We start from the raw sequence: 23,849 nt of genomic DNA on the forward strand, positions 1-23,849 counted from the left end.
AGTCTACGCGTAGGCGTCGGCGCCGAGTTCGGCGTTGGAATAGACGTTCTGGACGTCGTCCAGGTCTTCGAGCCAGGCCAGCATCTTGACCACCTGCTGCGCGGTCTCGCCGCCGACGGCGATGTCGTTCTCGGCGCGGTAGGTGACCTCGGCCTGCTCAGGCGCCAGACCGGCCGCCGTCATCGCCGCCTTCACCGCCGCGAACGCGTCCGGCGCGGTCAGCACGTCGATCGAGCCGTCGTCCGGATAGACCACGACATCGTCGGCACCGGCGTCGATCGCCGCTTCGGTGACCTTGTCTTCGTCCGAGCCGGCCGGGAACCACAGCACGCCGCGCTTTTGGAACAGGAACGCGACCGAACCGTCGGTGCCCAGGTTGCCGCCGAACTTGCCGAAGGCGTGGCGCACGTCGGCGACGGTGCGGACCTTGTTGTCGGTCAGGCAGTCGACGATCACCGCGACGCCGCCCGGGGCATAGCCCTCGTAGCGTACTTCCTCGTATTCCACCCCTTCCAGGGCGCCGGTCGCCTTCTTCACCGCGCGCTCGATCACGTCCTTGGACATGTTGGCCGACAGGCCCTTGTCGATCGCGGTGCGCAGGCTGGGATTGCCGCCGGGATCGCCGCCGCCGCGGCGCGCGGCCACGCTGATCTCGCGGATGATCTTGGTGAAGATCTTGCCGCGCCGCGCGTCCTCGGCGTTCTTGCGCGCTTCGATCGACGGACCTCTACCCATGGCGTTACCGGCTCAATCTGTGAACAAGCCGGCGATTTTACTCGATAAGTGCGCGCCCACCGGGTCGCCGGGTCCGAACCAGGCCCGAACCGGGCCGGCGGGGGCTCAGGCGCGCAGGCGGCCGTGGCGGAAATAGGCCGCCGCCATCTGCGCGGCCTGTGCCGAGAACAACAGGCCGGTGTGGCTGGCGGGGATCACGGCATGGTCGCTGAGCCCGTCCAGGCGGGTCTCGGCGACCGCCACCGTGCCGTCGCTGTCCGGTCCGAGATCGCCGAAATAGCGGCCCAGGCCGTGCGGGGTGGAGCCGGCGATCACCGCCACTTCGGCCCGCCCGCGCCAGGGCGGGCAGCCGCGCAGCAGCAGTTCGGCGCTGCGGCCCAGCGCGGCCGCGGTCCAGGCATGCCGCGCCAGGCCGCCGGCGGCGGCGCTGCCGCACAACGGCGAGCCCAGGCAGACCACGCGCCGTACCGGCAGCTCGGGCTGCGCGGCCAAAGCGCTCAGGGTCATCAATCCGCCCAGGCTGTGGGCCAGGACGTGGGTGGGGCCGTCCCTCAGACGCTCGGCCAGCCCGGGCAGGGCGGCGTCCGGGCCGCCGCCGGCGCCGGCATAGGCGTGCAGGGCGGGCTCGAAGCCGGCCTCGGCCAGGCGCGCGGCCATCCAGCGCATGGACAGCGCCGGCATCCAGATGCCGTGGATCAGCAGCACCTTGCGCGTGGTATCCGTCGTCGCTCGCTCCATCGCCGCTCCGTCGTTCGCCTTTGAGGCGATATCGGGTCTGCGGCGATGCTAACCAAGTCGCGCCGCGGCGGTCGGGTGCGGGAGCGGCGCGAGTCGCGACCACGACGCGCGGGCGACCCGCGCAGGTTCGCGAGCATGAGGGTCGCGGCTTAGGCCGCTCCTACCCCAAAGCGCCGTGCGATGGCGGGCGGCGCCGGCGCAAATCGCGTGGAACAAGCGTGACCTGGCTAGCGAAACGGTTGTCCCATCCACGGGACGCCTGGGACTGTGATGCCGCGCCCCTCCCGGCGATACGGGCAGCGCTCACCATCGCCGCGCCCCCCCCCACTCACGGAGTCCACATGGACCTGCGACCCGTACTACCCGGCGCCCTCGCCTTCGCGCTGACCGCCGTGCTCGCTCTGTCGCCCGCGCACGCCGGCGAAACCACGCCCGCGCAAAGCAACGACGACCTGTCCAATCCCCACCGCGGCTTCCTGCTGTGGGGCACCACGGTCGGCGCCGACGGCGGCTTGCCCGACAACTACTACGGCGCGTCGATCTACCAGATCTACCTGCCCTGGCGCGAAGTCGAAACCGCCGACGAGCGCTACGACTGGGACGGCTTCGAGCAGCGCCACCTGGCGCCGATTCTGGCCGAGGATCCCAACGCCACCTTCGTGCTGCGGCCGGTCGCCGACTACCCCGACAGCGTCGGCAACAACATCCATCACTACTACGACAGCGAACAGCCCGAGCGCGACTACCCCAAGTTTCTCGGCCAGGCCCCGCTGAACATTCCGGGGCGCGTCTACACCAGCTGCGGCGGCGACGGCCCGGGCGTGGCGCCGGACTACAACACGCCGGCGATGCGCGAGCAGTTGCAGCAGTTCGTGCGCGCGTTCGCACTCCGCTACGACGGCGACCCGCGCATCACCGCCGTCCATGTCGGCCTGCTCGGCTTCTGGGGCGAATGGCATACCTCCGGCTGCGCCAGCTACGAACCCGACGCGACCACGCGCGCGCTGGTGCGCGACGCCTATACCAGCGCCTTCACGCAGACGCCGCTGCACACCCGCTACGCGCGCGCCAGCGACGTCGGCGGCGCCGGGCTCGGTTTCAGCGAGGACTTCTTCCCCTCCTACACCGCGATGTGCAATACCTATTCGCCCGTGCTCAAGCGTTGCGACGACACCGGCTGGTGGAACCTGGAATGGGGTTATCGCAACGAGGTCCCGGCCGCGCGCGAGAACTGGCGGCTCAATCCGATCGGCGGCGAAAGCCCCTACGCCGATCAGAAGAAGCTGTGGACCGACCGCACCGCCGACATCGTCAAGCTGGTGCGCGACTACCACTTCACCTGGCTGGGCCCGGCCGGGCAGCACGAGAACACCGGCACCGCGGCGTTCCGCGCCAAGCTGCTCAGCATCAAGCGCGCGCTGGGCTACGAGTTCACCGTGCGCCGCGTGGCCTGGTCCGATCAGGCGGTGGTCGGCGCCAGCCTGCCGGTCACGCTGAGCATCGAGAACACCGGCGTGGCGCCGCTGTACCAGGTCTACCAGGCCGAGCTGCACTGGCTGGACGCGGCCGGCACGCTACGCGCGAAGTCGGTGCTGGACTATCCGCTGACCGGGCTGTTGCCGGGCGCGCCGCACAGTCAGGCCATGCAGGCGAACGTGCCGGCGACGCTGGCGCCGGGCCGTTACACGCTCAAGCTCGCGCTGGCCGACAGTTGGCCGGGCCGCCGCGGCATCGCCCCGCAGAACGTCGGCCGCGACAGTAACGGGCGCCTGACCTTGGGTGCGGTGGACGTGGTGGCGGCGCGCTGAGTCTTGCGCACCGCTTTGGGGTAGGAGCGGCGTAAGCCGCGACCGCCATGACTCGATAGCCTGCGCGATGACCATCGCGCAGGCGGTCGCAGGTCGCTGCGGAATCGAAAGCTCGTCGGTGTGCGCGGGTTCTCGGTCGCGGCTTACGCCGCTCCTACCCCACGGCAGGTATCGGCCGGCCGCTTAGCCCTGAGCGGGACGCCGCAGAATGAACTCGTGGTCGCGGGTGTCGCCGACCACGAAATCGTAGTCGCCGACGTGCACGAAGCCGTGGCGCGCATAGAAGCGCTGCGCGCCGTGGTTCTCGGACCACACGCCGATCCACAACGTGCGCGGACCGTCGCGCAGCAACCAGTCCAGCACGGTCTGGAACAAACGCCCGCCCTGCCCGCCGTTCTGCGCCTCGCGCAGCACGTACAGGCGCTTGAGTTCGCCGTCGCCAGGCGCGACCTCGGCGTGCGGCAGTCCGCAAGGACCGGCCAGGGCGTGACCGACCGCGACGCCGTCGCGTTCCAGCAGCCACACGGCGTAATCGGCGTCGCCCAAGGTGCGCGCCTGCGCCTGGGCCGAATAGGCTTCGTCGATGAAGCGCTGCAGGTCCTGCGGCGGATACAGGTGGCCGAAGGTCTCGGTGAAGGTGCGCGCGGCCAGGTCGGCCAGCAGCGCCGCATCTTCGGGCGTGGCGCGGCGGATACGGTAGTCGTCGCTCATGCTGCTGCCTGCCCTCTCGCTGTCTGCCTGGTGTGGGAGCGGGCTCCCACGGGAACTCCGTCGGCCATGAACCGCGACCGCGCAATGGCATGCGCTCAACCAGGGCGTCGCGAAACTGTGTCCGCCCGCGCGATCGCCGCGGCGCCGACGGCCGTTGGGGCGCGGTCGCGGCTCGCGCCGCTCCTACCCCAAGGCCGCGCGAGGCTTAGGCCGGATCCTTCGGACGCACCATCACGTGCACTTCGGCCAGCTGCGCGTCCGGGATCGGCGACGGCGCGCCGGTCATCAGGCATTGCGCGCTGGTGGTCTTGGGGAACGCGATCACGTCGCGGATCGACTCGGTGCCGGCCATCAGCGCGGCGATGCGGTCGATGCCGAAGGCGATGCCGCCGTGCGGCGGCGCGCCGTACTTGAGCGCGTCCAGCAGGAAGCCGAACTTGGCCTCGGCCTCTTCGGCGCCGATGCCGAGCAGATCGAACACCGCCGACTGCATCTGCGGACGGTGGATGCGGATCGAACCGCCGCCGATCTCGTTGCCGTTGAGCACCATGTCGTAGCCGCGAGACACCGCGGTCTTGGCGTTGGCGCGCAGGTCGGCGATGTCGTCCACCGCCGGCGCGGTGAAGGGATGATGCAGGGCGACGTAGCGCTGCGCCTCCTCGTCCCACTCGAACATCGGGAAGTCGGTGACCCACAGCGGCTTCCAGCCTTCGCCGATCAGGCCCAGGTCGCGGCCCAGCTTCAGGCGCAGCGCGCCCATGAAGTCGCTGGCGGTCTTGTAGTCGGCGGCGCCGAAGAAGATCGCGTCGCCGCTCTGGGCGCCGCTGGCTTCGACGATCTTGGCCAGGGTGGCGTCGTCGAAGAACTTGGCGATCGGCGAGTTGACGCCCTCGCGGCCCTTGGACGCGTCCTCGACCTTCATCCAGGCCAGGCCCTTGGCGCCGTACTTGGCGGCGTGCGCGCCGGCGTCGTCGATCTGCTTGCGCGACCAGCCCGCGGCGCCCGGCGCGCGCAGCGCGATCACGCGGCCGTCGGCGTGGTTGGCCCAGTCGGTGAAGACCTTGAACTCACAGGCCTTGACCAACTCGGCGATGTCGACGAACTCCAGTTCGATGCGCAGGTCCGGCTTGTCCGAGCCGTAGCGACGCATCGCCTCGGCGTAGGTCATGCGCGGGAACTGGGCGTCGAGCTCGACGTCGATGGATTCCTTGAACACCACCCGGATCATGTCCTCGACGGTGTCCTGCACGTCGCGCTCGGAGACCCAGGCGAACTCCATGTCGAGCTGGGTGAATTCGAGCTGGCGATCGGCGCGCAGGGCTTCGTCGCGGAAGCAGCGCGCGATCTGGTAGTAGCGGTCGAAGCCGGCCACCATCAGGATCTGCTTGAACAGCTGCGGCGACTGCGGCAGGGCGTAGAACTCGCCCGGATGCATGCGCGCCGGCACCAGGAAGTCGCGCGCGCCCTCGGGCGTGGCCTTGGTCAGGATCGGGGTTTCGATGTCCTGGAAGCCGCGCGCGTCCAGCCAGCGGCGCAGCGACTGCACCAGGCGGATGCGGGTGCGCATCATCTTCTGCATCTCGGGACGGCGCAGGTCCAGGTAACGATAGGTCAGGCGGGTTTCCTCGCCGGCGTTCTCGTGGGCATGGAACGGCAGCGGCTCGGCCTTGTTCAGCACCTCGATGGTCGCGGCCAGGATCTCGACCTTGCCGCTGCGGATCTTGTCGTTGGCGGCCTGGCGCGCGCGCACCGTGCCGGTCACGCGCACGCAGCTCTCCACGCTCAGGTCGCTGGCGATCTTGAACAGCTCGGCCATGTCGGAATCGACCACGATCTGGACCACGCCCTCGTGATCGCGCAAATCGGTGAACACCACGTGGCTTTGGACGCGGTTGGTGTTGACCCAGCCGCACAAGGTGACGGTCTGGCCGATCAGCGCCTCATCGACGAGGCCGCAGAAGTGGGTACGCATGGAAACTCCGGGATCGAAACGGCGGCCGGCGCAGGGCCGGCACGGTGGGGGGCGCCGGGCGGAGCCGGCGCGCGTCCGGGCCTGGGCCAGGAACACGCTATCTTAACGGCTCCAGCCGGTTACTTGTCCCGCAGCGGCGCCCAAGGCTGGATTTCGTCCACATCGAATCCGCCCACTGCCCGCCCCATACGCACCCGCACCACCGGCCGCGGCCCGGTTCGCCGCGTGCTCCATCCGGCTAGGGGATAGGCCATGCTGAAACTGCTCAAACCGTTGTCGCTGGCGTTGTGTCTGGSGGCCCTGGCCGCGCCCGTCCAGGTCCTGGCCCAGCCCCAGGCGCGGGCCTATGCGCCCGAAAACCTGCGCAACCTGTCCTACAACGACCAGGTCCGGGTGATCAGCCTGGAGTACTCCGAACAGTCCAACGGCCGGCGCATTCCGGACGACCAGTTGCGCTTCTATATCGATCAAGTCAACCGCTCCAACTGGACCTTCAGCCGGATCAAGACCGACATCTCGCAGTCCCTGACCGGCAACGGCGGCGGGATCGGCCCCCAGCCTGGCGGCACGATCCGTTGCGAGAGCAGCGACGGCCGCCCGCGCACCTGCCGCACCAGTTGGCCGGGCTATTCGCGCCTGCTGCGGCAGCTGTCCAAGACGCCCTGCACCGAGGGCAGCACCTGGCAGTCGCGCGACGGCAACATCTACGTCAGCGGCGGCTGCCGCGGCGAGTTCGGCCCGGGCCTGAGCCCGCCGGTGCCGCCGGTCGGCCAGACCGTGCGCTGCGAAAGCAGCGATAACCGCCCGCGCACCTGCTCGGTGCCCTGGTACGGGCCGACCCGGCTGTCGCGCCAGCTGTCCAGCTCGGCCTGCGTCGAGGGCCGCACCTGGCAGTCGCAGAACGGCCAGGTCTGGGTCACCCAGGGCTGCCGCGCCGACTTCGTGGCCGGCGCCCAGATCCAGCCGCCGCAGCCCGGCGCGCGTCGGGTGACCTGCTCCAGCGTCGATAACCGCACCACCACCTGCGCCTGGCCGCCCGGCTACGGCGTGCCGCGCCTGTTGCGTCAGATCTCCAAGCAGCCCTGCATCCAGGGCAATACCTGGGGCATCAGCTCGCAGACCGCGATCTGGGTCAGCCGCGGCTGCCGCGGCGAATTCGGTAACTGATGGCCCCGTGGCGGGCGCCGCAACGGCGCCCGTCGCATCCGGCTCGCATGAACCCGCCCCGGAATCGCTCCGGGGCGATGCTCAGTCGGAGGACGCGGCCGGCTTGGCGGCCGGCTTGGGCTCGCTCTTGGCCGGCTCGGCCTTGGTTTCGGTCTTGCTCTCGGCCGGCTTGGGCTTGTCCGAGCCGCTGGAACCGGCGGCATCGGCCAGATTGCGCTTCTTGTCGCCGTCCTTCTTGAAGTCGGTCTCGTACCAGCCGCCGCCGGCCAGACGGAACTGCGGCGCGGTGAGCTGACGGCTCACGGCTTCCGCCCCGCAGGACGGGCACACGCTGGGATCGGCGTCGGACAGCTTCTGCAGACGGTCGAAGCTGTGCCCGCAGGCGCTGCACTGGAAGGCGTAGATAGGCATTGCGGTTCGGGTTTTTCCGGGACGGACGACAGCAAGGATGGGGATTTTAACCGCCGATTCAACCGCGGTCGGGTTCGCGGGGAGGCGCAAGGCCGGCGGCGACGCCAGGCAGGACCCGCCGAGGCACTGCTGGAAGGTCGGGCGTACGTTGACGTAGACCTCGTAGTTGCCGGTGTAGCCGGGCGGCTTCAGCTCGAACTGGGTGTGCAGCTCCTCGATGCCGTACAGGCGGTCGCCCACCCGCTTGAGCGGCCGGAAGTAACGGATCCGGGTCGGCGCGCAGGCCTGCGCTCCGTCGGCGAAGGCGCTGGCGCAGTCGCTCACGAAGCGCGTGCCCCCGCTGGGGAAGCGGGCCCGGGTTTGGGTTTCGTAGAGGCGTTCGCTCGCCACCTGCCAGCGCATGAGGATGGTGTAGGCGCCGCTTTCTACGCTGTCGTCGCGGTACTCGCCGCTGCCGTCGGCATTGCGTTGGATTTCCAACGTGTAGTGCAGATTCGGATAGGCCGCGGCCTGCGCGAACGCGGTGCCCAGGGTCCAGGTGCCCTGCGCCTGCGCGGCGGTGTACGGCACGCTGTCCACCGCCAGCGAGCCGCTCACGCCGACCACGGTCTGCCCCAGCACGCCGCTGGAGGTGCCGGTGGCCAGGTAGATCACGGTATCGGCGTAGTCCTCGCCGTCGATGCTCCAGTAGCGCAGCGACACCTGCGGCGTCTGCACGAGCAACTGCGTGCGCTCGACGATCCAGCCGAAGTCGCTGCCGGCGCCGGCCGGCTGCGGCTGCATGTTGGCGCCGACCTTGTTGCCGTGGTCCTCGGTGACGCCGCTGCCACCCGGGTCGAAGCGGTGTTGGACGAAGCCGCACTCGCCGAGCAGCTCGTGGTGGGTCGGAATGTTCACCGGTATCGCGCAGACCCAGGGCAGCGCGCGTCGGCTCGGCGCCGCGATCCAGGTGTTGGCGCGTGCGATCGCATGCAGGTCGGCCACCGACCACAGACTCACCGGGTGATACGCCTGCGGCTCGCGCGACGGATCGTCCGGGAAACTGCGCGTCCACTCTTCGCGCGTGACCCACAAGTCGTGGCGATCGCCGTCGAACATGCGTCGCAGCACGATGCGCGCCAGCGTCATTCGGGTGCGCCCGATGCCTTCGTAGCGGTCGATCACGCGCGGCGACTTCGGCAGCAGCACGACCTCGCCGGACGCATCCAGCTGTGCGTCGTAATTGGGGCGCCCCGGCTCGGCCTGGCCATCGTGCAGGCTGTAGCTGCCGTCGGTATTGGCCAGCAGCAGTTGCGGCGCCGACGAGAACACCGGCACGTTGTCCAACTGCACGGGCGCCATCAGCAGCATCTGCGACGGCAACTCGGACAGGTCGCGCAAGGGCGCGTAGTCGGCCTGCGCGAACGCGAGCTCCGGATCGGCCGGCCACGATACGCTGCCGATCCAGTTCCGATAGGCGTTCTCGTCTTGCAGAAACTGCTGCCCGTCGGTGTAGCCACCGGGTAGCGCCGCTGCGCCCGAGGCCACGCCGGCCAGCAGATTGTTGGCGGTGAACAAATCCGCGCCCGACACGGCGCGGGTGGCGCGCTCGAACTCCTGATCGCTGACCGCATCGCGGCCTTTCAGCGCCGTGCGCACCAGAAACGCCAGCGCGCTGCTCCAAGGCGATACCCGCAGCGTCGGCAGCTCGACGGCGTCGACGCGACGGTCGCCGCCGGTATGCGCGATCAGCTTGCCGAAGCTGCCGACCACGCTGCGATAGCGCACGCGCTGCGACAGCACTTCGACGTCGACCATCTCGGCGGGGTCCAGGGCGTCGACCGTCGCCACGTAGCCGCCGCCTTGAATCTGGCCGGCGAAGCTGCGGTTGCCGACCCGCACTAGGATCGATTCCGGAGCCGCGCCCGGCGCCAAACCGCTGATCTCGCCCGCGATGGTCAGGCTGACCGGCGGTCGCTTGGGCTGCGAGCCGCGCGCCTCGATCGGTTCGGCCGGATCGCCCGGCGCGGCCTGCAGCGCCACGCGCACGCTGGCGGCGCGCGCCAGCGCCGCCTGGATCGCCTTGTGGAAAACGGGTGCCGCGAACGCGGCCACCATCACGACTGCGGCCGTCGCCGCCAGCCACTTCCTGTTTCGACTCATTCCCATCCCCAGTGGTAGGCGCAGCGAGCGATCGCGCCGCGCGGCAATCTAAACCAGCATAAGCACAGGGTCGATACTTGCCGGGCTGCAAACCGCCGACTTTGCTGCGGGCGGTGGATCGGCGCGCCGAATCGGGCCACTGCGCGCGCGGACCCGCGGCTAGAATCCCCGGTTCGCTCCAGGTCCGCCGCGCGCGGCCGCCGTCATCAGGAAACGCATGTCCCGAAATCTCTGGCTGGCACTGGCGATCGGCCTTACCGCCGCCGCCCTGGCCGCGACCTACGTCTTCGAACCCGGCGCGCTGCGCAAGCCCGCGCCCCCCAAGGTCACGCCGCTAGGTTGGAGCGGACCATTGCAGTTGCGCGCGGGCGACGGCGTGCAAGGCCTGCGCGATGGCATCGGCGCGCAGGCGCGTTTCTCCGATCCTTACGGCCTGGCGCTGGGCCGCGACGGCACGCTGTACGTGGCCGACGCCGGCGACAACAACCGCATCCGCACGATCCGCGCCGACGGCAGCGTCGCCACCTTCGCCGGTTCCGACGAAGGCTTCCGCGACGGCGTCGGCGCCGCCGCGGCGTTCGACACGCCCTCGGGTCTGGCCCTGGACGCGGCCGGCAATCTCTACGTGGCCGACACCGGCAACCACGCGATCCGCAAGATCGACCCGCAAGGCGCGGTCAGCACCGTGGCCGGCGACGGCAGCGCGGGTTATCTCGACGGCCCGGGCAAGGTCGCGCGCTTCAACGGGCCCACCGGCGTGGCCGTGGACGCCAAGGGCCAGGTCTACGTCGCCGACACCTACAACGACCGCATCCGCGTGATCGGCCTGGACGGCCAGGTGCGCACGCTGGCCGGCGGCGAACGCCCGGGCTACCAGGACGGACCCGCCGCGTTCGCGCGTTTCGACACCCCGACCGCGCTCGCGCTGGACCGTCACGGGCGCGTGCTGGTGGCCGACCTGCGCAACAACGCGATCCGGCGCATCGGCCTGGACGGCGCGGTGAGCACCCTGCTGCAAGGCCTGCCCGAGGATCCGCCGGACGCGTTACGGCGACCTCTCAGCCTGGCGGTCACCCACGACGGGGTGATCTACGTCGGCGAGATGGCGCGCGGGCGCGTACTGCAGATCGGCGCCGATCGCGTGCTGCGCACCATCAGCGGCGCGGTCGCGGGGCAGCGCCTCGCGCGTCCGTCGGCCTTGGCGCTCGCGCCCGGCGACAGCCTCTACGTCGCCGATGCGTTGGGCTATCGCGTGCACCGCCTGGCGCCGGCCGTGCCCGGCGCGGCCGCGATCGCCGATGCGGTCGGCCCCTCGCCGCTCAACCCCTTGCCGCGCAGCGAGGGCCGCTGGCCGCTGGCACCGCAGACCGCTTGGCACGAAGTGGTAGGCACCCTGGGCGAAGTGCGCGGCGACGGCGATGGCGAGAGCCGTCACCACCTGCACGGCGGCCTCGACATCGCCGGCGACGTCGGCCAACGCGTGCTCGCGATCGCCGACGCCAAGGTCAGCAGCCCGCACGCGACCTGGGGGCTGGGCCAGTTGGGCGAAGGCCTGGGCCTGGACACGCTGGGCTATGTGCACATGCGCGTGGGCCGCGATGCGCGCGGCGACTCGCTCGACCCCACGCGCTTCCATCCGCTGTTCGACGACACCGGCAAGCTCGAACGCGTGCGGGTCCCGCGCGGTACGCGTTTCCGCGTCGGCGAAGCCTTGGGCACGATCAACGCGATGGCCCATGTGCATCTGATCGTCGGCGCCGAGGGCTACCAGCGCAACGCGATCAGCCTGGGATTCCTGGGCTTCGCCGACCGCTACGCGCCGCAGATCGAGCGCGTGGCCTTGCTGGACGACGCGGCCCAGCCGCTGGAACAGCGCGAGCAAGGGCGCGTGGTGGTGTCGCGTGCCCTGCCCGGCGTGCAGATCGTGGTCGACGCCTGGGATCAGGTCGACGGCAATCAGGCGCGCCGCCGGCTCGGGCTGTACGCGCTGGGCTACCAGTGGCTGGACGCGGCGGGCACGCCGATGCCGGGCTACGAGACGCCGCGCAGCAACATCCAATTCGATCGCATGCCGTCCGAGGACGAGGCCACCAAGGTGATCTACGCCGACGGCAGCGGCATCACCGTGCACGGAAGCGCGATCACGCGCTTCCGCTACGTGCTGACCAACACCGCCCGCGACGGCAAGCTCGCGACCGGCCTGTGGGTGCCGACCGAGCTGCCGCCGGGGGACTACACGCTGCGCATCACGGCCAAGGACTACAGCGGCAACGTGGCCGGAGCCAAACGCGATCTGGAAGTACGTTTGCAGTAAGGCTATAGACAGCGACGCCGAAAACAGTCGCCCCCGCTCCGGACCTCGAAGTTGCTTCGAACGCAGCCATTGCCGTTGCCGTTGCCGCGGCATTGAAGTCCAAAAGCCCCGCACTCACCCGACCAACCGTAGACCCGAAGGGCGGCGCGCAGGACGCGCGCGGTTTTTTGAATGGACAAGGATGTCCATTCGAAAAATCCCGGCGAAAGCCTCGAACTCGCAGGGGAGGGTTGGTCACGCTAGCCCTTCTCTTTGGTTACTTTTGACCGAAGGGAATCCAGACGGACTCTTGGGCTAGCAAGAGAAAGTGACCCGCATGCGCAGCAGGCGGAAGCCGTTGACCTTCGGACCGAGCCGACGAGGCAACAGCAAAAGCAAATCCTCCCCAACCCTCCTTTTTCAAAGGAGGGAGCTAAAAGCAAGAGGAAGTGACCCGCATGCGCAGCAGGCGGAAGCCGTTGACCTTCGAGCCGAAGCGGACGAAACAACAGCAAAAGCAAATCCTCCCCAACCCTCCTTTGATAAAGGAGGGAGCTAAGAGCAAGAGCTTGCTGGCGTTCAGCTGTGCACGAACCTGCGGTTCGTAAGCCGCGCAGCTTCACCCTTTTCCAAAGGAGAGAGTCAAAGGCGACGTCGCAAGACTTACGTGCAAGGGGGCGCTAAAGGCACTAGATCCCCGCCTTCGCGGGGATGACGAGCAACAGCTAAGGGAACGTGGCCCGCATTCTTCTGTGGGAGCGGCGTAAGCCGCGATCGAATCAGCCGATCGCGACGAAACTCAAGCCGCGTCGTACAGCGCCAACCACTCCGCCTCGGCCTGGGCCAACTCGGCTGCCACCGCTTCGCGCTTGCGCGCCAGCTCGGCCGCGTTGTCGCCGCCGCCCACGTACTTGGTCGGATCGGCCAGATCCATGTCCAGCGTACGCAGCTTGGACTCCAGCTCGGCCACGCGCGCCTCGGCCTGGGCCAACTTGTGCGGATTGACCTTGGCGCGCGGCTTGCTCGGCGGCGCCTCCGGCACCACCGCCGCGGCGGCCGCGGCGATCGCTTTGGCCGCGGCCTTGCCGTCGTTGCTGCTGTCGCGGGTGCGCAGCCACACCGCGTAGGCGTCGAGGTCGCCGTCGAAGGGCTGGGCGACGCCGTCGGCGACGCGCCAGAAGGTCTCGCAGACCAGGCCGATCAGGTGACGGTCGTGCGAGACCAGCACGATCGCGCCGTCGAAGCTGCTCAGCGCTTCGGCCAGGGCCTCGCGCATGTCCAGGTCGAGGTGGTTGGTGGGTTCGTCCAGCAGCAGCACGTTCGGGCGGCGCCAGGCGATCAGGGCCAGGGCCAGGCGTGCGCGCTCGCCGCCGGAGAAGGAATCGACCTTCTCGAAGGCGCGGTCGCCGGGGAAATTCCACTTGCCCAGGAAGTCGCGCAGTTGCTGAGTGGCCACGCCCGGCGCGATGTCGGCCAGGTGGTCGATCGCGGTGGTGCCTTCGCGCAGCGATTCGACCGTGTGCTGGGCGAAGTAGCCGATGCGCAGGTCCGGGTGGCCGCCGCGCTCGCCGCTGAGCAGCTCCAGCTCGCCGACCAGCGACTTTACCAGGGTCGACTTGCCGGCGCCGTTGGGGCCCAGCAAGGCGACGCGGTCGCCGGCCTCGAGGATGAAACCGACCTGGTTGAGCACGGTGTGGTCGCCGTAGCCGCAGTCGGCGTGCATCAGGCGCAGCAGCGCGTGCGGCAGCTTCAACGGCTCGGGGAAATCGATGCGCAGCGCGCGCTCGGCGCGCACCGCCTCGGTGCCGGCCATCTTGGCCAGGCGCTTGACCCGCGACTGCGCCTGCTTGGCCTTGGCGGCGCTGGCGCTGAAGCGGTCGATGAAGCTCTGCAGGTGCGCGCGCTCGGCCTGGGCCTTCTCGTGGGTGATCTGCTGCAGGCGCAGGTGCTCGGCGCGCTGGCGCTCGAAGGCGGTGTAGTCGCCGGTGTAGAGCTTGGCCTTGCCGTCGTGCAGATGCAGGGTGTGGGTGGTGACCTCGTCCAGGAACTCGCGGTCGTGCGAGATCAGCATCAAGGTGCCCGGGTACTTCAGCAGCCACTGCTCCAGCCACAGCACCGCGTCGAGGTCGAGGTGGTTGGTGGGTTCGTCCAGCAGCAGCAGGTCCGACGGCGTCATCAGCGCGCGCGCCAGATTTAGGCGCACGCGCCAGCCGCCGGAGAATTCCTTGACCGCGCGTTCGTGGGTGTCGGGCGAGAAGCCCAGGCCGTGCAGCAGCTTGCCGGCGCGCGCGGTGGCGTCGTAGCCGTTGAGCTCCTCCAGGCGATGGTGGGCCTCGGCCACGGCCTCCCAGTCCTCGCGCTCGACCGCGGCGCGCTCGGCCATCAGCACCTCGTACACGGTGGCGTCGCCGGACAGCACGAAGTCCAGAGCGGGATCGTCCAGCGCCGGGGTTTCCTGGGCCACGCTGGCCATGCGCACGCGGCTGGGCATGTCCAGGTTGCCCAGATCGGACTCCAGCTCGCCCTGGATCGCCGCGAACAGCGAGGACTTGCCGGTGCCGTTACGGCCGATGACGCCGATCCGCCACCCGGCTTGCAGGGTCAGGTCGACTTTGGACAGGAGCAGGCGTTCGCCGCGCCGAAGGGCGAAATCACGGAAGGCAATCATGCGCATAGTGTAGCGGGACCGAGGCCGTCGCCGCCTGCGCGATCGCGCCCCGGCCCGTACGCGCGGGGCGCCGACGGGGCCCGGGCCGGGCCCTGCGCGCCGCCTCCGGGCGCGCTGGCGCGCCCGTCGCCACGAGCGATCAGGCTTATCGCCGATGGGCGGCAAGGCGTGCCGGATCGGCGCTCGCGCGGCGATTACGGCCGAATTTCAGGCCCGAACTTCGAGCCGCGACTTGCATCGAGGGGTGTCGGCCCACATTCTTGGAAGCCGACACGACAGGAGATCCGATGCATCACACCTCCCTGATCGCGATCCTCGTCGCCGGCTTCGTACTGGCGTTCATCTTCGGCGCGCTGGCGCAACGCCTGCGATTGTCGCCGCTGGTGGGCTATTTGATCGCGGGCATCATCGCCGGCCCCTTCACCCCCGGCTTCGTCGGCGACCAGACCCTGGCGCCGCAGCTGGCCGAGATCGGCGTGATCCTGCTGATGTTCGGCGTCGGCCTGCACTTCTCGATGCGCGACCTGCTGGCGGTGAAGGCGATCGCCTTGCCCGGCGCGGTGGTCCAGATCGCCGCCGCCGCCGCGATGGGCTGGGCGCTGGCGCGTTTCCTGGGCTGGTCGCACGGCGCCGGCATCGTGTTCGGCCTGGCGCTGTCGGTGGCCAGTACCGTGGTGCTGCTGCGCGCGCTGGAGGAGCGTCGCCTGGTCGAGACCGTCAAGGGCCGCATCGCGGTCGGCTGGCTGATCGTCGAGGACCTGGCGATGGTGCTGGCGCTGGTCTTGCTGCCGGCCCTGGCCGGCGTGATCAAGGGCGAGGCCGGCGACCCCAGCGAGGTCTGGGCGGCGCTGTTCAAGACTTTCGCCAAGGTCGGCGCCTTCGTGGCGGTGATGCTGATCGTCGGTCGGCGCGTGATCCCATGGATCCTGGAGCGCGTGGCCGGCACCGGTTCGCGCGAGTTGTTCACCCTTTGCGTGCTGGCGATCGCGCTGGGCGTGGCCTTCGGTTCGGCCGAACTGTTCGGGGTCTCGTTCGCGCTGGGCGCGTTCTTCGCCGGCATGCTGCTCAACGAATCCGAGTTCAGCCATCAGGCCGCCAACGAAACCCTGCCGCTGCGCGACGCGTTCGCGGTGCTGTTCTTCGTGTCCGTCGGCATGCTGTTCAACCCGATGATCCTGATCGAGAAGCCGCTGCCGGTGCTGGCGACCTTCGCGATCATCGTGGTCGGCAAGTCCATCGCCGCGTACGCGATCGTGCGCGCGTTCGGCAAGCCCGGTCCGACCGCGCTGATGATCTCGGCCAGCCTGGCCCAGATCGGCGAGTTCTCCTTCATCCTCGCCGGCCTCGGCCTGCAGTTGGAGATCCTGCCGCAGGAAGGCCAGGACCTGATCCTGGCCGGCGCCCTGCTCTCGATCGTGGTCAACCCGCTGTTGTTCGCCTGGCTGGACCGCAAGCAGGCGCGCGAGGCGGCCGCCTTGCAGGAAGCCGCGGTCGACCCGGTGGTGCCGCCGGTGCCGGCCGATATCGCCGACCACGTGATCCTGATCGGCTACGGCCGCGTCGGCAGCGAACTGGCACGGCTGCTCACCGAGCGCAGCGTGCCGCTGGTGGTGATCGACGGCGAGGACAGCCTGATCGCCAAGGCGCGTGCCGCCGGCCTGCCGGCGATCCTGGGCAATGCGGTCAACGACCGCGTGCTGCGCGAGGCCGTGCCCGAGCGCGCGACCACGGTGATGCTGGCGATCCCGCAGGCGCTGGAGGCCGGCGAGATCATCGCCAAGCTGCGCGCGATCAACCCCGGCCTCAGCATCGTCGCGCGCGCCCACAGCGACAACGAAGTCCGCCACCTGATCGAGCACGGCGCCGACGGCGCGGTGATGGCCGAGCGCGAGCTCGCCCACAGCCTGGCCGAAATGGTGCTGGCCGCGCCGATCTACCGCGGCACACGCAACCTGCCGCCCTCCACCGCGCTGGTCTGAGCGCGGTCCGCGACCCTACGGCCCAGGGCCGCATCGTCGACGAAAGCGCGATATACCCAGACACCCCCAAAAATCCGCAGCGAGCGATCATGAGCGAGACTGACAGCCCCACCCCTTCCACCGAAGCCGACGCCGCGCCCGAAGCGCGGCTCACCGCGGTCGAGGCGCGCATCATCGGCTGCCTGATCGAGAAGGAAGCGACCACGCCCGACGTCTACCCGCTCACCCTCAACGCCATCGTCGTGGCCTGCAATCAGAAGACCGCGCGCGAACCGATGATGCAGTTGGAACAGGGCGAAGTCGGCAACGTGCTGCGCCGGCTGGAGCCTCGCGGCTGGGTGAAATCGCAGCACACCGGCCGCTCCGAGCGCTACTCGCACCGCGCCGGCACCCTGCTCGACCTGACCCGGCCGCAGACCGCGCTATTGGCCCTGCTGATGCTGCGCGGCCCGCAGACCCTGCACGAACTGCTGTCGCGCAGCGAGCGCATGGCCAAGTTCGACAATGTCGGCGACGTCCAATACGCGCTGGAACGGCTGGCGCAGCAGTCGCCGCCGCTGGTGCGCCTGCTCGGCCGCCAGAGCGGTCAGCGCGAAGACCGCTACGGCCACCTGCTCAGCGGCGAACCGGTGTGGAACGCATCCAGCAACGATGGCGACGAAGACAGCCGCGGCGGTGGCGGTGGCGGATCGGCGCTGGCCGAACGCGTGGCCGCGCTGGAAGCGCGGATCGCCGAATTGGAAGCGCGACTGGATGCGGCCGGGGCCTGAGTCCGACTCAAGTCGCAGGGCTCGCAGCTAACGGCAAAAAGATATCGGTGCGCAGCACCGCCTCCGGCGTTTCGTCGGGATCGTCCAGATACTCGTGGTGCAGCGGCGCGTCGCGCAGGCGTTCGCCGCTGTCGGGTAGCCACTGCGCGAGCAGCGCGTCGGTCAGCGCTTCCAGGCCGTCGAAGGGGCCGACGTGACGCAGGCGCGCATAACGCCCGCCGCCCATCGGCACGCGCCGGAACGCCTCGTCTTCGGGCTCGAACGGCGCGTTCAAAGCGACCATGCAATCGAAGGCGCAGTCGGCCACGGCCACGTCGCGGCGGTCGTCCCAAGGCACGCCGTACAAACCGCTGAGCTGCTCCATGCGCTCGTGCTCGGCGGCCCAGGCGAACAGGCGCCCGTAGCCGTGGTTCTGCTGCGGATAGCCGCCGGTCACGCGCAGCGCCAGCACCTGGAAGGGATCGACCTCGACCACTTCGACCCGCAGCGGCGCGCTCGAAGCGGCGCTACCCGGCGGCTGCGCCAAGCGCGCGATCTCGCGGCGCAGACGTTCGGGTTCGGCGCGCAGCTCGCTGGGCGTGGCGCCGATCCCCTGGCGGAACGCGCGGCTGAAGGCCTGCGGGGTCTGGTAGCCGACCGCGAGCGCGGTGTCGGTAATGCTGCGGGCCTCGCCCGCGAGCAGACGCAAGCTTTGCAGCAAGCGCAGACGGGCCACGGTCTGGCCGCTGGTCTCACCGGTCATGGCGCGGTAGACGCGGTGGAAATGGAAGGGCGAGAACGCCGCGGCCTCGGCCAGGCGCGCGAGTTCGGGCGGATCCTCGCCCTGCGCGATCGCGCGCTCGATCAGCGCGACCGCGCGTTCGATGCGGCGCCGGTAGCCGTCGCGTGTATCGGCGCGCTGCGGATCGACCTTGCGCGTGGCGTCGGGTTCGGAACGCGGGTTGTCGGAGTCGGCGGCCATCGGCGTGCACCTGGGTCGGGAGTCGGTCGCCAGCATGGCGGCCGCCCGCGCCGGCGGCGGTTCCTATCTTGCGCTCTCGCGCGGCCCGGTTCGTGCCGGACGACCTCAGTACGATAGAGCCAAGCTCACCAGCACCACGGCCTCGATGATTTCGGCCAGAGCGCCGCAGGTATCGCCGGTCATGCCTTGCAGGCGGCGCAGGCAGGCGCGTCGCCACAGCGCGAACGTCAGCGCCGCGACCGCCAGCGCCAATGCGCCGCGCCAGCCCGCGAACGCGCAGGTCGCGACGCCCGCCAACACACTGGCCATGGCCGCCGTGCGCGGCGCATCGACCAGCGCGCTGCCGATGCCGCCGCTGCGCGCGTACGGCGTGCTCACGAACGCCAGCGTCAGCGCCGCGCGCGCCAGCACCGGCGCCAGCAACAACGCAATCCAGGCCGGCGCAGGCAGGCTGGCGAGCGTGGCGAACTTCAACAGCAGCACCAGCACCAGCGCGACCACCCCGGCCGGGCCGCTGCGCGGGTCTTTCATGATGGTCAGGGTGCGTTCGCGGCGCTCGGCCGCTGTCGCGCCCATGCCGCCGATCCAGGCATCGGCGCTGTCGGCCAGGCCATCCAGATGCAGCGCCCCGGTCAGCGACACCCACACCAGCAGGATCAAGGCCGCCGCCAGCAACGGCGGCGCCGACTGCAAGGCCCAGGCGAGCAGGCACAAGAGGCCGCCGACGATCGCGCCGACCCAGGGGTACCAGACCAGCGAGCGCGAACGCGCGCGGGAATCCTCGAACACCGAAGCCGGCACCGGCAAGCGGGTCAGGAAGCCGATCGCGTGCAGGAAGGCGCGCATCAGACCGAGACGGCGCGATGCGCGCCGCTCCATTGCAGGGGATGCAAGGACGCGTGCGCGACGTCGATGTTGGCCATGTCGCCGAAACCGCGGCCCTCGTGCACGCAGCGCAGCAGGCGGATCGCGCCGCCATGGGTCACCACCAGCACGCGCCGCGCGGGCCAGGCCGCCGCGGCCTCGTCCAGGGCCGCGACCAGGCGCAGTTGGAAGGCCGCGAAGGGCTCGGCGCCCGGCGGCGGATGCGCGACAGGGTCCGCCCAGAAGCGTCCCAAGGCCTCGCCCTGCTCGGTCGCCAGGGTTTCGATGGGCACACCCTGCCAATCGCCGAAGTCGTACTCGGCCAGGCGCGCGTCCAGGCGCAGCGGCAGCGCGCGCGCCTGCGCGAGCTCGCGCGCGAACTCGGCGCAACGCCGCAAGGGCGACGACACGATCGCGTCCCAGTCACGGCCGACCACGGCCGCACGCAGTTGCGTCCAGCCCAGTTCCAACAACGGATCGTCGAGCCGCCCGCGGTAGCTGCGCTGGCCGGTGTCGCCGTGACGCAGCAGCTCGATCGCGGTGGCGCTCATGCGCGTTCCGACACGCCGGCCTGGGCGAAGGTGGCCATGCCCTCGTGCAGCGCGCAGGCCAGGCGCAGCAAGGGCACCGCCACCGCCGCGCCGCTGGCTTCGCCCAGGCGCATGCCCAGGTCCAGCAGCGGTTGCGCGTCCAGCGCCTGCAGCAACAGGCCATGTCCGCGTTCGTGCGAGCGATGCGCGAACAGCAGCCACTCGCGCACCCCCGGATTGAGCCGGGTCGCGGCCAGCGCGGCCACGGTCGCGATATAGCCGTCCACCAGCACCGGCACGCCGGCCTGGGCGGCGGCGATGAAGGCGCCGCTCAGGGCCGCGATCTCGAAACCGCCCAGGCACCGCAACTGCTCGCGCGCGTCGTGGATGTCGGCATGCAGCGCCAGCGCGCGCTCGATCACCGCGACCTTGTGGGCGATACCCGCGGCATCCAGCCCCGTGCCGGCGCCGGTCAGCTCGGTCGGCGCGCGGCCTAGCAGCGCGCAGGCCAGCGCGGTGGCGGCGGTGGTGTTGGCGATGCCCATCTCGCCGCCGATGTAGAGCTGCGCGCCGGACGCGCGCGCCAGCCCTACGCTCTCGGCGCCTGCACCCAGCGCGGCCTGCAATTGCGCCGCGCTCATCGCCGCCTGCGTGCAGAAATTGGCGCTGCTGGCGGCGACGATCGCGCGCCGCACGCCGGCGATTTCGCCCGGGTCGTTGACCGTGCCCAGGTTGACCACGTCCAGGGTCGCGCCCAACGCGCGCGCGAGCACGCTGATCGCGGCGCCGCCGCCGGCGAAGTTACGCACCATCTCGCCGGTGACCGCCTGCGGAAACGCCGACACGCCCTCGGCGGCGACGCCGTGGTCGGCCGCGAACACGCTGATCCAGACCCGCTCCACCCGCGGGTGCGCACGACGCTGCAATGCCGCCAGCTTCACCGCCAGCGCCTCCAGCGCCCCCAGCGAACCCGGCGGCTTGGTCAACTGGGCCTGGCGCGCCAGGGCCTGCGCCTCGCAGTCGGCGTCGGCGACGGCGCAGGCATCCAGGGTCCAGTCGCGCGACAGCGACGGGGTCACGACATCGTTCAAGGCAGATCTCCTTTGAGCGCCAGCGGCAGACCCGCGGCGACGAACAGCACGCGCTCGCAGCGCGTGCCCAGGTGTTGATGCAGGCGCCCGGCCTCATCGACGAAGCGCCGCGTGAGTTCGCCCAACGGCACCACGCCCAGGCCGACTTCGTTGCTGACCAGGACGATTTCGCCCGGCAGCATGGGCAGGTCGTGCAATAGCGCGTCGCGCTCGCGTTCGTAGCGATCCGCCGCCTGCGCTTCGTCGAGCAGATTGCTGAGCCACAGCGTCAGGCAATCGACCAGCACGCAACGCCCCTCGCGGGCGTACTCGCGCAAGGCCTCGGCCAGCGCCAGCGGTTCTTCGACGGTGCGCCAATGCGCGGGGCGGCGTTCGCGATGATGGGCGACGCGCGCAGCCATCTCGCCGTCGCGCGCTTGCGCGGTGGCGATGTAGACCACGTCCGCATCGCGCGCGGCCAGACGTTCGGCCAGGGCGCTCTTGCCCGAGCGGGCGCCGCCGAGGATCAGGGTGCGCATGGCGCCGCTCCGGTCGTGGCCGGGAGGCCGAGCAGCGCGGCCAAACGGGCGGTATCCAGGTGGGTTTCGACCGCGTCGGCGAGTCTGTCGATGCCGGCCTCGCGCAAGGCGTGCATGTCCAGAGTTTCGACCTCGTTCAATCCCGCCCAGCGCAGCAAGGCGGTCAAGGCGGCGGGGTCGTCGAACAGCCCGTGCAGATAAGTCGCGAACACCTGGCCGTCCTCGGAGCGGGCGCCGTCGCTGCGGCCATCGTCCAAGCGCACGCTGGCGCGCGCCAGCGCTGGCCCTTGGCTGATCCCGCAATGGATCTCGTAGCCGCGCACCGGCGCGTCGTCCAGCGCGAGCCGGCCAGCGACGTTGCGCAGCTGCTTTTCGGGCTCCAGCGTGGTTTCCAGATCCAGCCAGCCCAGGCCGGCACTGGAACCGGGCGCGCCCTCGATGCCGAGCGGGTCGTGCACCGCGCGCCCCAGCATCTGCAGGCCGCCGCAGATGCCGATCAGCTTGCCGCCGTAACGCAGATGGCGCGCGATCGCCTGTTCCCAGCCGTTCGCGCGCAGCCAGGCCAGATCGGCGCGCGTGGACTTGGAACCCGGCAGCACGATCAGGTCGCAGGCCGGCGGCGCTTCGCCGGGACCGACGTAGTGCAGCTCGACCTGTGGATGCGCGCGCAGCGGATCGAAGTCGGTGTGGTTGCTGATCCGCGGCAATGCCGGCACCGCCACCCGCAAGGTCGCCCGCGCCTTGCGTTCGCGCTCGCGCGGCAGCGCATCTTCGGCGTCCAGGTGCAGGCCCTGCAGATAGGGCAGCACGCCCAATACCGGCTTGCCGGTTTCGCGCTCCAACCAGTCCAGCCCGGGCTGCAACAAGGCGATATCGCCGCGGAAGCGGTTGATCACGAAGCCGGCCACGCGCGCGCGTTCGCTCTCGGACAGCAGAGCCAGGGTGCCGACCAGATGAGCGAACACGCCGCCGCGATCGATGTCGGCGATCAGCAGCACCGGGCAGTCGACCGCCTCGGCATAGCCCATGTTGGCGACATCGCCCGCGCGCAGGTTGATCTCGGCCGGGCTGCCCGCGCCCTCCACGATCACCGCGTCGTAGCCGGCGACCAGGCGCGCGTGCGAGGCCAGCACCGCCTGCATCGCGACGCGCTTGTAGTCGTGGTAGCCGCGCGCGTCCATGTTGGCGATCGCGCGCCCGTGCAGGATCACCTGCGCGCCGGTGTCGCTGTTGGGCTTGAGCAACACCGGATTGAAATCGGTATGCGGCGCTAGCCCGGCGGCCTGCGCCTGCACCGCCTGGGCGCGGCCGATCTCGCCGCCGTCGGCGGTGACCGCCGAATTCAGGGCCATGTTCTGCGGTTTGAACGGCGCCACGCGCACACCGCGACGTTGCAGCCAGCGGCAAAGCGCGGTGACCAGCGCGCTCTTACCGGCGTCGGAGGTGCAGCCCTGCACCATGAGCACGCGCGCGCTCATGCGGCGCTCCTAGCGGCGGCGATCTCGGCCAGGGCCGCGTCCAGGCGCGCGTAGGCCGCGTCGTCGCCGGGCAGGCCGAAGCGCAAGCTGGCCGGCGTCTCGAACAAGCGGGTGAGGATGCCGCGCCGCGCCAGCGCCTCGTGCAGTTCGACGGCGTCCTCGCAACGCCGCCACTGGAAGTACGCGCAGCCGGCGTCGGGCGCGAAACCGCGCGCGCGCAGCACGGCGCCCAACCGCTCGCCCTGCGCCAGCAGACGAGCGCGCATGCGCGCCTGCCAGTCGCGGTCGGCCAGCGCCAGTTGCACCGCATGCCGGCTGGGGCCGCTCAGCGTCCACGGGCCCAAACGTTCGCGCAGCGCGGCCAGCAACGGCGGCGCGGCGCAGACGAAGCCCGCGCGCGCGCCGGCCAAGCCGAAGAACTTGCCGACCGAACGCAGCACGATCAGCCCGCTGCGCGCGCTATCGGCGCAGAGGCTGCGTTCCGGCGTGGCGTCGATGAAGGCCTCGTCGATCAGCAGCCAGCCGCCGCGCGCGGCCAGTCGCGCGTGCAGGTCCAGCAGGGTCGCGCGCTCGTAGCGCTCGCCACCGGGATTGTTTGGATGGATCAGCACCACGACGTCGTAGCGTTCGCTCTGCGCGAGCAAGCGCTCCGACTCGCACAGCTCGACCGTATGCCCGGCCTGGCGCCAGGCATGCGCGTGCTCGGCGTAACCGGGTGCGAGCACGCCGACCCGCGCCTGCGCGCGCAAGCGCGGCAAGGCCTGGATCGCGGCCTGCGAACCGGCCACGGCCAGCACCTCCGGCGCGCCGTAGTAGTCGCGCGCGGCCGCGTGCAGGCCGTCCTCGTCCTCGGGCAGGCGATGCCAGGCGCGTGCGGGGATCGCCGGCACCGGCCAGGCCTCGGGATTGATCCCGGTGGACAGGTCCAGCCAGTCCGCGGGTTCGATGCCGTAGCGCTGCGCGGCGCGCAGTAGACGACCGCCGTGCTCAAGCATGGATGAAGGCTCCAGATG

Annotated in this window: 18 protein-coding genes; 5 read left to right on the forward strand and 13 right to left on the reverse strand. The window is 70.4% G+C overall.

Annotated elements, in window-relative coordinates:
* Positions 1-3: 3 nt before the first annotated feature.
* Positions 4-735 carry a YebC/PmpR family DNA-binding transcriptional regulator gene (locus tag ASE43_RS13160; protein WP_057160808.1) on the reverse strand — a complete coding sequence of 244 codons (732 nt, stop codon included), beginning with the start codon at positions 733-735 and terminating at the stop codon, positions 4-6.
* 105 nt (positions 736-840) lie between these two features.
* Positions 841-1,473 carry an alpha/beta hydrolase gene (locus ASE43_RS13165; RefSeq protein ID WP_057160810.1) on the reverse strand — a complete coding sequence of 211 codons (633 nt, stop codon included), beginning with the start codon at positions 1,471-1,473 and terminating at the stop codon, positions 841-843.
* A 341-nt stretch (positions 1,474-1,814) separates the two neighbouring features.
* Between ASE43_RS13165 and ASE43_RS13170 the strand changes: the two genes are divergently transcribed.
* Positions 1,815-3,281 carry a DUF4832 domain-containing protein gene (locus ASE43_RS13170; protein WP_057160811.1) on the forward strand — a complete coding sequence of 489 codons (1,467 nt, stop codon included), beginning with the start codon at positions 1,815-1,817 and terminating at the stop codon, positions 3,279-3,281.
* A 183-nt stretch (positions 3,282-3,464) separates the two neighbouring features.
* Here ASE43_RS13170 and ASE43_RS13175 read toward each other — a convergent pair whose 3' ends face one another.
* Entirely contained in the window at positions 3,465-3,992 is a 528-nt protein-coding gene (locus tag ASE43_RS13175) for a GNAT family N-acetyltransferase (protein ID WP_057160813.1), read from the reverse strand.
* A 205-nt stretch (positions 3,993-4,197) separates the two neighbouring features.
* The gene (gene aspS / locus ASE43_RS13180) at positions 4,198-5,964 is read right to left on the reverse strand and encodes an aspartate--tRNA ligase (protein WP_057160814.1); all 1,767 of its coding nucleotides are present in this window, start codon (positions 5,962-5,964) and stop codon (positions 4,198-4,200) included.
* A gap of 252 nt (positions 5,965-6,216) precedes the next feature.
* Between aspS and ASE43_RS13185 the strand changes: the two genes are divergently transcribed.
* Positions 6,217-7,131, forward strand: coding sequence for a DUF3011 domain-containing protein (locus ASE43_RS13185; protein WP_235568748.1), 915 nt, complete (start codon positions 6,217-6,219; stop codon positions 7,129-7,131).
* An 81-nt stretch (positions 7,132-7,212) separates the two neighbouring features.
* On the opposite strand, the gene ASE43_RS22920 is transcribed toward ASE43_RS13185, so the two are convergent.
* Positions 7,213-9,684 carry a zinc ribbon domain-containing protein gene (locus ASE43_RS22920; protein ID WP_343123560.1) on the reverse strand — a complete coding sequence of 824 codons (2,472 nt, stop codon included), beginning with the start codon at positions 9,682-9,684 and terminating at the stop codon, positions 7,213-7,215.
* A 217-nt stretch (positions 9,685-9,901) separates the two neighbouring features.
* On the opposite strand from ASE43_RS22920, the gene ASE43_RS13195 reads away from it, so the two are divergent.
* A complete protein-coding gene (locus ASE43_RS13195) occupies positions 9,902-11,998 on the forward strand; it encodes an NHL repeat-containing protein (RefSeq protein WP_057160816.1) in 2,097 nt (698 codons plus the stop codon).
* A gap of 778 nt (positions 11,999-12,776) precedes the next feature.
* Here the strand turns inward: ASE43_RS13195 and ASE43_RS13200 are convergent.
* Positions 12,777-14,645: an ABC-F family ATP-binding cassette domain-containing protein gene (locus ASE43_RS13200; RefSeq protein ID WP_056182590.1), complete on the reverse strand. Its 1,869-nt coding sequence runs from the start codon at positions 14,643-14,645 to the stop codon at positions 12,777-12,779.
* A gap of 287 nt (positions 14,646-14,932) precedes the next feature.
* Here ASE43_RS13200 and ybaL point away from each other — a divergent pair, with 287 nt between their 5' ends.
* Together ybaL and ASE43_RS13210 are read left to right on the forward strand one after the other, a co-directional pair.
* A complete protein-coding gene (gene ybaL, locus ASE43_RS13205) occupies positions 14,933-16,624 on the forward strand; it encodes a YbaL family putative K(+) efflux transporter (protein ID WP_057160817.1) in 1,692 nt (563 codons plus the stop codon).
* An 89-nt stretch (positions 16,625-16,713) separates the two neighbouring features.
* Positions 16,714-17,394 (forward strand): YceH family protein, encoded by a 681-nt coding sequence (locus tag ASE43_RS13210; RefSeq protein ID WP_082607277.1) that lies wholly within the window; start codon positions 16,714-16,716, stop codon positions 17,392-17,394.
* A gap of 7 nt (positions 17,395-17,401) precedes the next feature.
* Here the strand turns inward: ASE43_RS13210 and ASE43_RS13215 are convergent, their stop codons facing one another.
* The 7 genes from ASE43_RS13215 to cobD all read right to left on the reverse strand — a co-directional run bounded on the left by ASE43_RS13215 (position 17,402) and on the right by cobD (position 23,831).
* Positions 17,402-18,355, reverse strand: coding sequence for an AraC family transcriptional regulator (locus ASE43_RS13215; RefSeq protein ID WP_057160819.1), 954 nt, complete (start codon positions 18,353-18,355; stop codon positions 17,402-17,404).
* 105 nt (positions 18,356-18,460) lie between these two features.
* A complete protein-coding gene (locus ASE43_RS13220) occupies positions 18,461-19,204 on the reverse strand; it encodes an adenosylcobinamide-GDP ribazoletransferase (protein ID WP_057161124.1) in 744 nt (247 codons plus the stop codon).
* Entirely contained in the window at positions 19,201-19,770 is a 570-nt protein-coding gene (locus ASE43_RS13225) for a histidine phosphatase family protein (RefSeq protein WP_057160820.1), read from the reverse strand. Before ASE43_RS13225 ends, ASE43_RS13220 begins: the two co-directional genes overlap by 4 nt.
* A complete protein-coding gene (gene cobT / locus ASE43_RS13230) occupies positions 19,767-20,816 on the reverse strand; it encodes a nicotinate-nucleotide--dimethylbenzimidazole phosphoribosyltransferase (protein WP_057161125.1) in 1,050 nt (349 codons plus the stop codon). The genes ASE43_RS13225 and cobT overlap by 4 nt, the downstream gene beginning before the upstream one ends.
* 20 nt (positions 20,817-20,836) lie before the next feature.
* Positions 20,837-21,358, reverse strand: coding sequence for a bifunctional adenosylcobinamide kinase/adenosylcobinamide-phosphate guanylyltransferase (cobU, locus tag ASE43_RS13235; protein WP_057160822.1), 522 nt, complete (start codon positions 21,356-21,358; stop codon positions 20,837-20,839).
* Positions 21,346-22,836 carry a cobyric acid synthase gene (locus tag ASE43_RS13240; RefSeq protein WP_057160824.1) on the reverse strand — a complete coding sequence of 497 codons (1,491 nt, stop codon included), beginning with the start codon at positions 22,834-22,836 and terminating at the stop codon, positions 21,346-21,348. The genes cobU and ASE43_RS13240 overlap by 13 nt, the downstream gene beginning before the upstream one ends.
* Entirely contained in the window at positions 22,833-23,831 is a 999-nt protein-coding gene (gene cobD / locus ASE43_RS13245; RefSeq protein ID WP_057160825.1) for a threonine-phosphate decarboxylase CobD, read from the reverse strand. The genes ASE43_RS13240 and cobD overlap by 4 nt, the downstream gene beginning before the upstream one ends.
* Between the last annotated feature and the right edge of the window lie 18 nt (positions 23,832-23,849).

Origin of the sequence: Lysobacter sp. Root983 (assembly GCF_001429345.1) — a bacterium.
Taxonomy (GTDB): domain Bacteria; phylum Pseudomonadota; class Gammaproteobacteria; order Xanthomonadales; family Xanthomonadaceae; genus Lysobacter.